A 13,911-nucleotide genomic window follows, 5' to 3' on the forward strand; every position below is an offset into this window, starting at 1 on the left:
GGCCATCGGCCGCTTGTTCAAAACAAGCCGCCGATGGCCATTTTTGTTCGCTGCGGGCGTGCATCATGCGCCGTGAGCGAAACAGGGGCATGAAACGGCCCAAGAATGGCTTGAAGTAAGTAATCTCAAAGTAACCAGTTGTAGCTATGGGATTAGAAACAGAGATTCCAGAAACTGATCTACACGTTTGGAAGAGGTAGAGAACATGTCAAATGATTCGCGCACTCCCACTATGGCAGCCGCAGAGCCGGCCGGCCGTGATGACTACATCTACAACCGCCTGCTCAAGGAGCGCATCATCTGGCTGGGCTCCGACGTCCGCGACGACAATGCGAATGCCATTTGCTCGCAGTTGCTGCTGCTCTCGGCAGAGGATCCTGAGAAGGACATCTACCTGTACATCAACTCGCCAGGTGGATCGATCACCGCTGGCATGGCCATCTACGACACCATGAACTTCATCCCGAATGACGTCGTGACCGTAGCAACCGGTCTGGCCGCATCGATGGGCCAGTTCCTGCTGTCCTCGGGCACCCCGGGCAAGCGTTTCGCTACGCCGAACGCCCGCATCCTGATGCACCAGCCATCGGGCGGCATCGGCGGTACCGCCTCGGATATCAAGATCCAGGCTGAACTGATCATGCACATGAAGAAGGTCATGAGCGAGTTGACTGCAGAACAGACCGGTCAGACCGTGGAGCAGATCCTCATCGACAACCAGCGTGATAAGTGGTTCACCGCAGAAGATGGCTTGAAGTACGGCTTCTTCGATCAGATCGCAACCCACGCAGGCTCGGTCAACGGTTTCGTAGGCGACGACAACAAATAGTCGCACCGCATCGCTTGATACCCAAAGATTTGTCCTAGGAGAAAACCATGAACTTCAATCCGGAAGCCGTTAGCGGTCAAATGCCGTCGGCCCGCTACATCCTGCCACAGTTCGAAGAGCGCACCCCATACGGCTTCAAGCGCCAGGACCCATACGCAAAGCTATTCGAAGATCGCATCATCTTCCTCGGCGCCCAGGTTGATGACGCATCGGCCGATGACGTGATGGCCCAGCTGCTGGTCCTGGAATCCATGGACCCCGAGCGCGACGTTACCCTGTACATCAATTCGCCAGGTGGTTCCTTCACCGCGATGACTGCAATCTACGACACGATTCAGTTCATCCGCCCAGAGGTCCAGACCGTGTGCCTTGGCCAGGCGGCGTCCGCAGCAGCAGTACTGCTCGCAGCTGGTACCCCGGGCAAGCGTTTGGCCCTGCCTAACGCGCGCGTATTGATCCACCAGCCAGCAATGGGTGGCGGGGAACGCGGCACCGCGACTGACCTGCAGATCCAGGCCGAGGAAGTTATGCGCATGCGCAGCTGGCTGGAAGAGACCATTGCCTCCCACTCCGGCCAGGACGTTGAGAAGGTGCGCGGCGACGTGGAGCGTGACTTGTTCATGACTGCTAGCGAAGCCAAGGTGTACGGCATCGTAGACGAGGTATTGACTCCTCGTAAGCTGAACCGTGCTCAGCTGGGAAGCTAGCGCATACTTGGAATAATCCATGATGAATGGCGGTTTACCTAGTTGTTGGTCTGTCCAAAGGCAGACGGCACAACACAGGTAAACCGCCATATTCATCTAATTTGGGGGACTACTAGCCTAGAATTGAGTAAGTCCACAGCTACTCAAGTAAACGGGAGAATGGTGCGATGGGACGCATGGGTGAAGGCTCGGATCTGTTGAAATGCTCTTTCTGCGGGAAGAGCCAGAAGCAGGTTAAGAAGCTAATTGCAGGCCATGGTGTCTACATTTGTACTGAATGCATCGAACTCTGCAACGAAATCATCGCTGAAGAGTTCGCCGAAGAGCAGGTGCACGAAGAGTTCTCCTTGGCTAAGCCACGCGAGATCTTCAACTCGCTGCAGGAATACGTCATCGGCCAGGAGAACGCCAAGCGTGCTCTCTCGGTCGCTGTCTATAACCACTACAAGCGTATCCACGGCAACCAGGACCACGGTCCTGTTGCGGCGCTGACTAACGATGACCCGCTGGATGATGTGGAAGTCTCGAAGTCCAACATCATGCTTATTGGTCCTACCGGATGCGGTAAGACGTACCTGGCGCAGTCGCTGGCGAAGAAGCTGAATGTTCCTTTCGCTGTCGCCGACGCTACAAGCCTGACTGAAGCAGGCTACGTGGGTGAAGATGTGGAAAATATTCTCCTCAAGCTGCTTCAGGCTGCCGACTATGACGTCAAGAAGGCCGAGACCGGCATCATCTATATCGACGAGATCGACAAGATTTCCCGCAAGAGCGAGAACCCTTCGATCACCCGGGACGTTTCCGGTGAAGGCGTCCAGCAGGCGCTTCTGAAGATCCTTGAAGGCACAGTCGCTGCGGTGCCGCCCCAGGGTGGCCGCAAGCACCCTCATCAGGATTTCATTCAGCTCGACACCACCAATATCCTGTTCATCGTTGCCGGCGCCTTTGCCGGACTGGAAGAAATTATTTCTTCACGGGCAGGGCAGAAAGGCATCGGTTTCGGTGCTCCGCTGAAAGCGCTGAAGTCGGAGACCGCTTCCTACTCGGATGTTCGGCCGGAAGACTTGCTCAAGTTCGGCCTGATTCCAGAATTCATTGGTCGCCTGCCGGTGATCACCACGGTGGAGCATCTGGATAAGGACGCGCTAGTGCGCGTACTGACCGAACCAAAGAACGCACTTCTCAAGCAGTACCAGAAGATGTTCCAGATGGATGGCGTAGCTTTGAGCTTCGACCAGTCGGCACTGGAAGCAATCGCAGAACAGGCTATTGCGCGTGAGACCGGCGCGCGTGGTTTGCGGTCGATTCTTGAGGAAACCCTTGGCGGCGTAATGTTCGACCTTCCAAGCCGCGACGATGTTGCCGAGGTGGTCATTACTCGGGCAACCGTCATTGACCGTGAAGATCCCACGTTGCTCTCTCACGCGATGGTGGCCAAGCGCGATATGAAGTCCGCCTAGCCGTATTCAAAAATTCTCTTCGGAAGAAAGTTGGTAGTTCATGGCTGAACGTCAGCAAGTAGATTTTTGGTTCGATCCAATCTGCCCGTTCGCTTGGGCGACGAGCCGCTGGATCAAGGAAGTGGAGAAGGTCCGCGACATCGACGTGAACTGGAACGTCATGAGCCTCTCGATGCTTAACGAAGGCCGCGACCTTCCAGCTGACTACCGCGCCAAGATGGACATCTCATGGGGGCCGGTGCGGGTGGTCACGCGTGCTGCCCAGGAACACGGCGAGGGAGTCAAGGACAGCTTGTACACCGCCATGGGTGAACTATTCCATTACGAGAAGATCGAAGATCGTGATGAAGTCATCGCCAAGGCGCTGAAGAAGGCGGGATTGCCGGCGGAACTCGCTGAAGCTGCGAATACCGATGCCAACGATGACGTGCTGCGCTCGAGCCACGAGGCAGGCATCAACTTGGTGGGGCAGGATGTAGGCACGCCAATCGTCGCCGTTGATGGCGTTGCTTTCTTCGGTCCGGTCATTACCCGTATTCCAACTGGGGAAGATGCAGGAAAGATGTTTGACGCTGCGGCGCAGCTCGCATCCTTCCCGTACTTCTTCGAAATGAAGCGCACTCGTACCGAAAGCCCGGTTTTCGACTAAGCGGGAATTTTCTGTTCCAAGGACGTTGTCTCATTGCGAGGCAGCGTCCTTGGTTTTTAATCAGTGAAGGCGCTTGGCATGGAGGGCCGGGTGTTCGCCCTCCGATGCCACTAATCCACGGGACGATTGGCTATCCGCCGACGGAGGAAGGTGCGCCATCAAGGCGCCGATCCGCATGGGCCGGACCAGTATTCTGTGCATCCGCCATTCGTTGCACCGGTGCTTCACCTTCTCGTCGGATCGCGGAGCACGCGGTTCATATTGGCCAGGGACGGTTCCGCAGTCCAATTGGTGCGTCGTTCGAACCTCCGTTTCTTAGGCTCGGATGATGACTCATCAATCCAGGGCAACGGCGCGCGGCGGGCGGACAGTTCAAGCTGCCTTTGCGGAGTGCGCAGGCGTCATCGGATTGCAAGGCAAGTCGTGGAGGTAGGCCGTCGGCATCGGCAACCGGCTCTATTGGGTGTCGAATAAGTCCAATTTTAAAGCCTAATTAATGCATATTTTTTCCTACAGGGCAGACATCGCGGAGCCGGGAAAGTATCTGTTACCGAAGCTTCTATTTCATATATTCAGACACGCTTCTCCGGTCTCGCGCGGCAAGGCCGGACTCTGGGCGTGTGATTCGGCTCACTGGTATTCAGGGGCTGGTTTGAAATCACCAGAAATGCACGGGCTCATTCGAAGGGGAGTCGTGGCGCCGGGGAATCGATTGAAAGTATCTGTTTCAAAACTATTTCGCTTCACAACTTGGTGGCCGTTGCAGGTCGGTGACGCGGCGGGCGGAGGAAAATATTCCTGTAGAAAATGCTTGAAGTGTGTGTTTGACTGTTTCCCACGAGTGCAACAGCACCCCCATCGATAGTGGCAAAGAAGCCACTGGACAAGGAGTTAAATCGTGCAGATTCGTTCTCTAATTACGGATTCATCCAAGGGCAAGGGGCGCCACAAGCTGGCAAGCGCCGCGGTTCTTGCAGGCGCGCTGATGCTCGGCGTGGCACCGATGGCCTCGGCAGCGCCGACGACCACTGGTGGCGACGTCGAGTCAATCACGATCTCGGAACAGAAGGCTGACGCAGCGGTATCCTACTGGACCGCGGATCGGATGAAAGCCGCAAAGAACGCAGATTCACTCGTAGCTGGCAAGTCGGGTTCGGCTGCCAAGGTTGAAGCCGGCAAGCCGGCCAAGGTCGCCGGTCATGGCGCGCAGGCGGCAGCCGGAAAGCAGGCCCAAACGAAGGGTGGCAAGACTCGCGCTACCCAGGAAACACCGGTTTCGCACATCGGCAAGGTGTTCTTCACTCTCGGCGGATCAGACTACGTGTGCTCTGGCAACGCTGTCGTCTCCGCCAACGAGTCGACGGTCTCCACCGCTGGCCACTGCCTGAATGAAGGACCCGGTTCATTCGCAACCCGTTGGGTCTTCGTTCCAGCCTATGAAAACGGCAAAGCACCCTACGGTTCCTTCGCAGCGACCGAGCTGGTGGCACCAACTGAATGGTCAAATGGCGGGGACATCACCTATGACACAGGCTTCGCCGTGGTCAGCTCCAGCGGTGGTGCGTCCTTGACTGATGCTGTTGGCGCTTCGGGGGTCGCCTTCAACCAGGCGCGCGGAGAGTACTACACTGCTTACGGCTACCCAGCTGCTTCGCCATTCAACGGCGAGACCTTGCAATCGTGCAGCGGATACTCCAGCGACGATCCGTTTGGCCAGTCCCAGTCCCAAGGCATTCCATGCAACATGACCGGCGGCTCGTCCGGTGGCCCATGGTTCCTGGGGAGTGGATCTAACGGCTACCAGAACTCTGTGAACAGCTTCGGCTACAGCTCGGTGCGCGACACCATGTTCGGACCGTACTGGGGCTCGGTGATCCAGCAGGCATACCAGAGCGCGCAGAACTAAGCACTAATAACCCAGCAGCTGGACATCGATGGGGATCCAGCTGCTGGCTGCAAGTAGATGGGAAGAGAAGATGACCGACGGAAATTCGCCAGCTGCCGGGTCAGAAGACTCGGTCCAGAAGCATCGTCTTGAGTCCAGCGCGGAAGACCAACTGGAACACTTCACCGGCGAACGTCGACGCGCGGCTCGGCCCATGGAGAAAACCGTCCAGTCTCCACCCGAGACGGATGACCCTGATGCGGGGGAGGAGCAAGGGCAGAAATAGCAAAACCGGTTGCCATCCCGATGACGGGATGGCAACCGGTTTTTCTGGTTCAACTGCTATTCGGTTTCTTCAGCCGGAGCCAATTCAACGTTGGTGACAGTCATTTCACCGTCGGCTTCAACCAGGGTCAGCTCACGGGCGTTCGCCGCGGACTTCAAGTCCTCGAATCCTGCCTTGAGCTGCGCAACCTGAGACGCTGGAGCGTGGATCTCGCCCGAGAGCACTTCGGTACGCTGCTTGACCTTCGCATCGGACTTGGCCTTGCGGATGCCCGAGAGAGCGACGCCAACCAGTGGCAGTACCGCCGGGTCGGAGCCCTCCACTGCAGCGGACAAGTGCCCGGTGCTTGGCCACTGGGTCAGGTGCACCGACCCGGTGCGCCACCAACCCCAAACCTCTTCGGTAGCGAATGGCAGGAATGGCGCGAACAGCCGCAGCACGGAATCAAGGGTGGTGGCCAGGGTAGCCAGAACCGACGCCTGCTCGGCTTCGCCGTGGCCGCCGTAGGCGCGGTCCTTGACCAATTCGACGTAGTCGTCGGTGAACGACCAGAAGAACGACTCGGTGATATCCAGCGCGCGAGCATAGTCGTAGTTGTCGAAAGCGCGCTGGGCGTCTTCGATAACGGTCGACAGGCGAGCGAGCAGCGAACGATCCAGCCCGTTGGTGACTACCGAAGCGTCATCGGTCAAGACGTTGGCGTCGGTCGCGCCCAAGTTCAGCACGAACTTCGAGGCGTTGAGGATCTTGATGGCCAGGCGGCGGCCGATCTTCATCTGGTTGATTTCATACGCGGTATCGGCACCCAGCTTGGCACTGGCCGCCCAGTAGCGTACGGCGTCCGCGCCGAACTTATCCAGGACTTCGTTAGGTACAACCACGTTGCCCTTGGACTTGGACATCTTCTTGCGGTCCGGATCCAGGATCCAGCCCGAAATCGCAGCGTGCTTCCACGGAGCGTTGCCGTGCAGGGAATCTGCGCGAACCGCGGTGGAGAACAGCCAAGTACGGATGATGTCGTGGCCCTGCGGGCGCAGGTCGAAGGGGTAGACCTTCGAGAAGAACTCGTCGTCACGGCCCCAACGGCCAGCGATTTGCGGGGTCAGCGAGCTGGTTGCCCAGGTGTCCAGGACATCGGCATCGCCAATGAAGCCGTTAGCGGAGCCGCGCTGGTCCTCGGTGTAGCCGGTCGGCGCGTCTGCTGCCGGGTCAACCGGAAGCTGGTCGATGGTCGGCAACAGCGGCGCATCGTAGTTCGGTTCGCCGTGCTCGTTGACCTGGTACCACACTGGCACTGGTACGCCGAAGAAGCGCTGGCGGGAAACGAGCCAGTCGCCGTTCAGGCCCGAAACCCAGTTTTCGTAGCGCGAGCGCATGAACGACGGGTGGAAATCAATTTCCTGGCCGCGTGCGATCATCTGGTTGCGGCGTTCTTCATCACGGCCGCCGTTGCGGATGTACCACTGGCGCGAGGTCACGATTTCCAGCGGCTTGTCGCCCTTTTCGAAGAAGTTCACCGGACGGGAAATCTTCTTCGGCTCGCCATCAAGCAGGCCCGCGTCGGAAAGCATCTCGACGACGGTTTCCTTGGCGGAGAACACGGTCTTTGCCGAAATCTGGGCGTACGCTTCCTTGCCGGCCTCGGTGGTGATCCACTCGGGGGTGTCTGCAAGGATGCGGCCGTCGCGTCCAATGATCGGACGGGTTGGCAGCTGCAGTTCGCGCCACCAGGTCACGTCGGTCAAGTCGCCAAACGTGCACACCATGGCAATGCCAGAACCCTTGTCGGCCTGGGCCAATGGGTGCGGGTGGACGGTGACGGGAACTCCGAAGATCGGCGAGGTCACGGTCTTGCCGAACAAGTGCTGGTAGCGCTCGTCATCCGGGTGGGCCACTAGCGCGGCGCAAGCAGCGAGCAGTTCCGGGCGGGTGGTCTCGATGAAGACCTGCTGGCCGTTTTCAGCGTCGAATGCATAACGGTAGTAGGCGCCGGGCATTTCCCGGTCTTCGAGTTCGGCCTGGGCCACTGCGGTACGGAAGGTCACGTCCCACAGGGTTGGAGCTTCAGCCATGTAGGCGTCGCCCTTTGCCAGGTTGTCCAGGAAGGCGCGCTGCGAAGTTGCACGCGAATTGTCGTCGATCGTGCGGTAGGTCATGCGCCAGTCCACCGAAAGGCCCAGGGTGGTGAACAGCTGCTCGAAGACCTTTTCGTCTTCGACCGCCAGCTCTTCACAGATCTCGATGAAGTTCTTGCGGCTGATGACATCCCAGTCGCGCTGGTTCTTCGCAGGCTTTTCCGGTGGACGGTAGCCCTCGATGTACGGCTTGGTCGGGTCGCAACGGACGCCGAAGTAGTTCTGCACGCGGCGCTCGGTAGGCAAGCCGTTGTCATCCCAACCAAGTGGGTAGAACACGTTCTTGCCGATCATGCGCTGGTAGCGAGCCAACACGTCGGTCTGCGTGTACGAGAACATGTGTCCTACGTGCAGCGAACCCGAAGCGGTTGGCGGGGGAGTGTCGATGGAGTACACGGCTTCGCGAGTCGTGTCCTCATTGAAGTGATAGGTGCCCTCGGTGCGCCACCGGGACGAAAGACGTTCTTCCAAGCCTTCCAAAGCGGGCTTGTCAGGAACGGAAACCGTTGCGGGCGTGTCTGTGCCCAAGTTTTCTTCTGCCATACGTCTATTCTTCCATGTTTTGCCCGGCGCACAGTCATTGTTGCCCATGGCTTGCACCACGCCGCTGTCCAGCCGGGACCAGCTGGATCAAAAGCCTGTGCCGGACCGGCGGCCCTTGGCTCAGCCGTCCTGCCGCGAACGCCGAATCGCCTTGTCGCCCGCACCAGCGGCACGGTGCACCCGGGCATAGCAGCGCCGTCTGGCGTTGGCGCATTCCTGCATGGCTCCGCTTACGCAAGATATTCCCTCCGATTGCATTCCTCCGGCAGCCGCGCCAGCTGCACGTTACCGCCGCGCAGTAGGCGCAGGCGGGACAGCATCGGCCATGGCCCTGGCGGCACCGCCGACGCTCGCCGCCCTGGATTCCAGGCCCTGGCCCGGAAGAAAATCTTGCCGCATGAAATGTAAGAGAAATTCATGCCTTACCAACTGGTAATGATCTGGTTCTACAGTTGACGTATGACAATTACAGATAAGACTTCTTCCCGTTCGGCCGTTGTTACCGGAGCTTCCAGCGGAATTGGCCAGGCAACAGTCCGTGCGTTGCGCGCACAAGGATGGACCGTCTTCGCAGTAGCCCGCCGGGCCGACCGCTTGGAAAAGCTCGCCGCTGAATGCGGTGCGATCGCGGTGCCAGCAGATGTCAGCGTGCAGGCAGATGTCGACGCACTGGTAGAAACGGTCACCGCGCATGGCGGCGCAGATACGCTGGTCAATTGCGCCGGCGGTGCGCGTGGAACCGAAACCTGGGCCGACGCGGTCGATGACAACTGGGACTTCATGTGGCAAGCCAATGTCATGGGAACCATGCGCTTGACCCGTGCACTGCTGCCCCAGCTTCGCGAGGCGCGAGGCACCGTCTTGAACGTTACCTCCACCGCCGCACTGGCCAGCTACGAAGGCGGCAGCGGCTACAACGCGGCAAAGGCCGCTGAACGTGCCATGACCCAGGCGCTTCGTCTTGAAGAAGTCGAGAACGGGCTGCGGGTAATCGAGATCCTGCCCGGCCTGGTGCAGACAGAAGAGTTCGCGCTCCGTCGTCTGGGAAGCCAGAGCGCCGCCGACAACGTCTACGCCGGTGTGGAGAATCCCTTGACCGGTGAAGACGTTGCCGAAGTCATCCGCTATGCGGTCAGCGCCCCGGCCCACGTGAATCTGGATGAAATTGTCATCCGCCCGCAGGCGCAGGCCGCCAACCACAAGCTAGTGCGCAGCGCCAAATAGGCGCCCAACAACATCGGTGAGGATCAATTCATGAGTCAAGCGACCCAGCAGAAGATACATGTTGTCGCAACATCCCACGGCACGGACAACGCCAACGGGCAGCAACTAATCCATGATCTGCGTGCCGACCTGGAACGGCGGAGCGAAGAGCGATTCCCGGTGCAGCTTGTCTGGCACGAAGCCTATGTGGATGTCCAAGAGCCCCGGCTTGAAACGGTTATCGCCGGTTTGCCTGAAGGCGAGCCGGCAGTGGTCTTGCCGCTGCTGGTCTCCGACGGCGTTCATACGACGCACGACATTGCGCAGGCGGTCGCCTCGCGCGCGGGAACCTCCGCCGCCCTGCCATTGGGTCCGCTGCCGGAGCTGGCCCAAGTCCTGGCGCAACGCGCCGCAGGGCACCTGGCCAACGACCCGCTCGTTGTCTTGGCGGCGGCGGGCACGAGATTGGAAGTCGGCCAAAACCAGGTCAAGAATCTCGCCGAGCAGCTCGCTGTCCTATTGGAGCGCGAAGTGCAGGTGGGCTACTGCGCAGGGGCCCAGCCGCGGATCGCTGACGTCGTGGGAAATGCTGCCGCGCGTCCAGTGCTCGTGCTCAGCTCGCTGCTCGCCGACGGATTCTTCCAGCAGAAGCTGGCTAGCACGGGGGCAGGCGTGGTGACAAGCCCCCTGCTTCCTGACGTAATGATTGCTCAATGTTTCCTTGTGCGACTGCAAAAGGCGCTCGAAGAGGAGCTTTTCATGTCTCCAGATGACGAAGTCCTAACTCGTTAGGCAACGCGTAGCCATGTGACACCGGCAGGTTGCCGACCTCCTGGGGGCAGTTCCTACGCTGGTGGACATGACGCAGACAACCACACCAGTTCGCTCCACAAGAGCGGCAAAACCCAACGGCCAATGGAAAATCGACGGCCCTGCCCCGTTGAATGCCAACGAAGAGATGAAGGCCGCCGACAACGGCCTGAACGTGCGCCAGCGCATTGAGGAAATCTACTCGAAGCAGGGCTTCGATTCCATTGAACCCGAGGATCTGCACGGCCGCTTCCGCTGGTGGGGCCTCTACACCCAGCGTGCCCAGGGGATCCCCGGCGGCAAGACGGCGACGCTGAGCCCAGAAGAACTTGAAGACCGCTACTTCATGCTGCGCGTGCGCATCGACGGCGGCGCCCTGACCACCGAGCAGCTGCGCGTCATCGGCCAGATCTCCACCGACTTCGCCCGCGACACCGCCGACCTGACAGATCGCCAGAACGTCCAGCTGCACTGGATCGACGTCGTCGATGTCCCGGAGATCTGGCAGCGGCTGGAAGCCGTCGGCCTGCACACCACCGAGGCCTGCGGCGACGTGCCCCGTGTCATCCTCGGCTCTCCGGTGGCAGGCATCAGCAAGGACGAGATCATCGATCCCAGCCCGGTGATCGCCGAAATTTCCCGCCGCTACATCGGCAAGCCGGAATTCGCGAACCTCCCGCGCAAATTCAAGACCGCCATCACCGGCCACCCAAGCCAGGATGTCGTCCACGAAATCAACGACATCGCCTTGATCGGCACCGTCCACCCGCAGCTCGGCCCCGGATACGACCTGTGGGTTGGCGGCGGGCTGTCGGCAAACCCCCGCCTGGGCGAACGCCTCGGCGCCTTCGTGACCGAAGAGCAGGCACCGGATGTCTGGGAGGGCGTAGTTTCCATCTTCCGTGACTACGGGTACCGCCGCTTGCGCAACCGCGCACGCCTGAAGTTCCTGCTGGCCGAATGGGGCACGGAAAAAATGCGCCAGGTGCTGCAAGATGAGTACCTGGGCTACGAGCTGCCCGACGGCCCGTTGCCGGAGCAGCCCACCGAAGCAGGAGACCACAGCGGGGTCAACGAGCAGAAGGACGGCAAGTTCTATATCGGGTTGACCGCTCCGGCTGGCCGCGTATCCGGTACCGCGCTGACCGGCCTTGCCGATTTGGCCGAAGCCCATGGATCCACCCGGCTGCGCACCACCCCGCACCAGAAGATCATCGCCCTGGACATCGCCGAAGAGCAGGTGCAGGACTTCGTCGCTTCGGCCCGCGCCCTGGGCCTGGAGGCATTCCCCAGCTTGTTCAAGCGTTCGGCCATTGCCTGCACCGGTATCGAATTCTGCAAGCTGGCCATTGTGGACACCAAAGACACCATGATTGACGCGGTAGCAAAAATCGAGGATCGCCTGGCCGACCACGAGGGCAAGCTGCCTCGCCAGCTGTCTCTGCACGTCAATGGCTGCCCGAACTCCTGCGCCCGCATCCAAACAGCGGACCTCGGATTCAAGGGCCAGCTGATTACCAACGACCAGGGAGAACAGGTCTCCGGATTCCAGGTTCACCTCGGTGGCACCCTGGCCGGTTTCGAAAATGGCGAAGCCGCCCTGGGGCGCACGGTGCGCGGGCTCAAGGTCGCGGCTGATGAATTGCCCGAATACGTGGAGCGGGTAGTGAAGAACTACTCGGCCTCGGCTGCCGAAGGGGAATCCTTCGCTGCCTGGGCCCACCGAGCTGAAGAGGATGAGCTGAAATGAGCAAGCCGACCCCAGTACGTACCCGCAGCGAGGCTGAACTGCGGCGCATCGCCAAGCTGGGCGCCGCCGAGCTGGGCTGGGATGCCACAGCGGACCAGGTCGTCGCTTTCGCAGCTGAGCACCTCGACGCCGACGAGGTAGCGGTGGCCTGCTCGATGGCCGATGCCGTGCTGCCGCACCTGGTCTGCGCGCAGCTGCCCAAGGTCGATGTGCTGTTCCTGGAAACCGGTTACCACTTTGCCGAAACCCACGGAACCCGCGACGAAGTGGCTCGCACGCTGGACGTGAACATCGTCGACGTGCTGCCTGCCTTGACCGTGGCCGAACAGGATGCGAAGTTCGGCAAGGACCTGTTCTCCCGGGATCCGGCCGCCTGCTGCCAGCTGCGCAAGATGGACCCGCTGGCCAGATCCCTGTCCGGATATAGCGCGTGGTTCACCGGGGTACGCCGTGACGAAGCTGAGACCCGCATCAACACGCCCCTGGTCGCTTTCGACGAGAAGCACGGACTGGTCAAATTCAATCCCGTGGCGCCCTGGAGCTTCGATCAGCTGATCGACTACGCCACCGGGCACCAAGTACCCGTGAACCTGCTGCTGTCCAACGGCTACCCGTCCATCGGATGCCAGCCTTGCACCCGGCCGGTAGCCGAGGGCGAGGACCCGCGGGCTGGCCGCTGGGCCGGGCTGAATAAAACCGAATGCGGAATCCACGTCTAAGGAGCGAATCATGACCATCACCGCTAACGCGCCCGCAGGCACCCAGCGCAGCGTCCTGGACGCCCTGGAAGCCGAATCAATCCACATCATCCGCGAAGTGCTCGCCGAATTCGACAAGCCCGGACTGCTGTTCTCCGGCGGCAAGGACTCCGTAGTCGTCCTGCACCTGCTGGCCAAGGCCGTCTCCCCGGGCCGCGTGCCCATCCCCGTCGTGCACATCGATACCGGCCACAACTTCGCCGAGGTGCTCAACTTCCGCGACGCGGTCGTGGAAAAGTACGGGCTGAACCTCGTCGTCGGCTCCGTTCAGGAGTACATCGACCGCGGAGAGCTGGCCGAGCTGCCCGACGGCACCCGCAACCGTCTGCAGACCCGGGTCCTGCTGGACACCATCGAATCCAACGGCTTCGACGTGGTCTTCGGCGGGGCGCGCCGCGATGAGGACAAGGCCCGCGCCAAGGAGCGCATCCTGTCCCTGCGCGACGAGTTCGGCGTCTGGGATCCGCGCAACCAGCGCCCGGAAATCTGGAGCCTGTACAACGGGCGGCACGAGCCGGATTGGCATGTGCGCGCCTTCCCGATCTCCAACTGGACCGAACGCGATATCTGGGCCTACATCCAGCGCGAGAACATCGACCTGCCGCCGATCTACTTCGCGCACTGCCGCCAGGTCTTCGAACGCGACGGCATGTGGCGGGCACTGACCAGCGTCAGTCAGCCCAACGCCGATGAGCCGGTCGTCGTCAAGCAGGTGCGCTACCGCACCGTGGGCGACGCCAGCTGCACCGGTGCGGTGCTCTCCGCCGCCGACACCGTGGCGAAGGTGCTCGATGAATTGGCCGTCGCCACCATCACCGAACGCGGAGCCACCCGCGCCGACGACCGTATTTCCGCCGCGGGAATGGAAGACCGCAAGACCGAAGGGTACTTCTAAG

At 60.5% G+C, this 13,911-nt stretch carries 11 protein-coding genes; 10 read left to right on the forward strand and 1 reads right to left on the reverse strand.

Going from position 1 to position 13,911, the window contains the following annotated elements:
- The first annotated feature begins 205 nt into the window (after nt 1-205).
- The 5 genes from M2368_RS03095 to M2368_RS03115 all read left to right on the forward strand — a co-directional run bounded on the left by M2368_RS03095 (nt 206) and on the right by M2368_RS03115 (nt 5,551).
- The gene (locus tag M2368_RS03095) at nt 206-829 is read left to right on the forward strand and encodes an ATP-dependent Clp protease proteolytic subunit (RefSeq protein WP_286134321.1); all 624 of its coding nucleotides are present in this window, start codon (nt 206-208) and stop codon (nt 827-829) included.
- Nucleotides 830-876: 47 nt separating this feature from the next.
- Nucleotides 877-1,536 carry an ATP-dependent Clp protease proteolytic subunit gene (locus M2368_RS03100; protein WP_105658463.1) on the forward strand — a complete coding sequence of 220 codons (660 nt, stop codon included), beginning with the start codon at nt 877-879 and terminating at the stop codon, nt 1,534-1,536.
- A 167-nt stretch (nt 1,537-1,703) separates the two neighbouring features.
- Nucleotides 1,704-2,996 (forward strand): ATP-dependent Clp protease ATP-binding subunit ClpX, encoded by a 1,293-nt coding sequence (gene clpX / locus M2368_RS03105; RefSeq protein ID WP_105658464.1) that lies wholly within the window; start codon nt 1,704-1,706, stop codon nt 2,994-2,996.
- 40 nt (nt 2,997-3,036) lie between these two features.
- Nucleotides 3,037-3,645, forward strand: a complete 609-nt coding sequence (locus M2368_RS03110) for a mycothiol-dependent nitroreductase Rv2466c family protein (RefSeq protein ID WP_105658465.1) — start codon at nt 3,037-3,039, stop codon at nt 3,643-3,645.
- A gap of 898 nt (nt 3,646-4,543) precedes the next feature.
- On the forward strand, nt 4,544-5,551 hold the full coding sequence (locus M2368_RS03115; RefSeq protein ID WP_105658466.1) for a trypsin-like serine peptidase: 1,008 nt from the start codon (nt 4,544-4,546) through the stop codon (nt 5,549-5,551).
- 321 nt (nt 5,552-5,872) lie between these two features.
- Here M2368_RS03115 and valS read toward each other — a convergent pair whose 3' ends face one another.
- Entirely contained in the window at nt 5,873-8,494 is a 2,622-nt protein-coding gene (gene valS / locus M2368_RS03120) for a valine--tRNA ligase (RefSeq protein ID WP_402734795.1), read from the reverse strand.
- A gap of 459 nt (nt 8,495-8,953) precedes the next feature.
- Here valS and M2368_RS03125 point away from each other — a divergent pair, with 459 nt between their 5' ends.
- The 5 genes from M2368_RS03125 to cysD all read left to right on the forward strand — a co-directional run bounded on the left by M2368_RS03125 (nt 8,954) and on the right by cysD (nt 13,910).
- Nucleotides 8,954-9,718 (forward strand): SDR family oxidoreductase, encoded by a 765-nt coding sequence (locus M2368_RS03125; RefSeq protein WP_105658468.1) that lies wholly within the window; start codon nt 8,954-8,956, stop codon nt 9,716-9,718.
- A 30-nt stretch (nt 9,719-9,748) separates the two neighbouring features.
- Complete coding sequence (locus tag M2368_RS03130; protein WP_105658469.1) at nt 9,749-10,489, forward strand: sirohydrochlorin chelatase; 741 nt, start codon at nt 9,749-9,751, stop codon at nt 10,487-10,489.
- Between the two features lie 67 nt (nt 10,490-10,556).
- A complete protein-coding gene (locus M2368_RS03135; RefSeq protein WP_105661442.1) occupies nt 10,557-12,257 on the forward strand; it encodes a nitrite/sulfite reductase in 1,701 nt (566 codons plus the stop codon).
- Nucleotides 12,254-12,976, forward strand: a complete 723-nt coding sequence (locus tag M2368_RS03140; RefSeq protein WP_105658471.1) for a phosphoadenylyl-sulfate reductase — start codon at nt 12,254-12,256, stop codon at nt 12,974-12,976. Before M2368_RS03135 ends, M2368_RS03140 begins: the two co-directional genes overlap by 4 nt.
- Nucleotides 12,977-12,986: 10 nt before the next feature.
- Nucleotides 12,987-13,910 carry a sulfate adenylyltransferase subunit CysD gene (gene cysD / locus M2368_RS03145; protein WP_332503276.1) on the forward strand — a complete coding sequence of 308 codons (924 nt, stop codon included), beginning with the start codon at nt 12,987-12,989 and terminating at the stop codon, nt 13,908-13,910.
- The last annotated feature ends 1 nt before the right edge of the window (nt 13,911 follow it).

This window comes from Arthrobacter sp. JUb119 (assembly GCF_024807995.1).
In the GTDB taxonomy this organism is placed as follows: Bacteria; Actinomycetota; Actinomycetes; order Actinomycetales; family Micrococcaceae; genus Glutamicibacter.

Coding starts and splice junctions, on each gene's coding strand:
- clpX (WP_105658464.1), top strand. CDS start 1,704: ATGGGACGCATGGGTGAAGGCTCGGATCTGTTGAAATGCTCTTTCTGC.
- cysD (WP_332503276.1), top strand. CDS start 12,987: ATGACCATCACCGCTAACGCGCCCGCAGGCACCCAGCGCAGCGTCCTG.
- M2368_RS03125 (WP_105658468.1), top strand. CDS start 8,954: ATGACAATTACAGATAAGACTTCTTCCCGTTCGGCCGTTGTTACCGGA.
- valS (WP_402734795.1), bottom strand. CDS start 8,494: ATGGCAGAAGAAAACTTGGGCACAGACACGCCCGCAACGGTTTCCGTT.
- M2368_RS03135 (WP_105661442.1), top strand. CDS start 10,557: ATGACGCAGACAACCACACCAGTTCGCTCCACAAGAGCGGCAAAACCC.
- M2368_RS03130 (WP_105658469.1), top strand. CDS start 9,749: ATGAGTCAAGCGACCCAGCAGAAGATACATGTTGTCGCAACATCCCAC.
- M2368_RS03095 (WP_286134321.1), top strand. CDS start 206: ATGTCAAATGATTCGCGCACTCCCACTATGGCAGCCGCAGAGCCGGCC.
- M2368_RS03100 (WP_105658463.1), top strand. CDS start 877: ATGAACTTCAATCCGGAAGCCGTTAGCGGTCAAATGCCGTCGGCCCGC.
- M2368_RS03140 (WP_105658471.1), top strand. CDS start 12,254: ATGAGCAAGCCGACCCCAGTACGTACCCGCAGCGAGGCTGAACTGCGG.
- M2368_RS03110 (WP_105658465.1), top strand. CDS start 3,037: ATGGCTGAACGTCAGCAAGTAGATTTTTGGTTCGATCCAATCTGCCCG.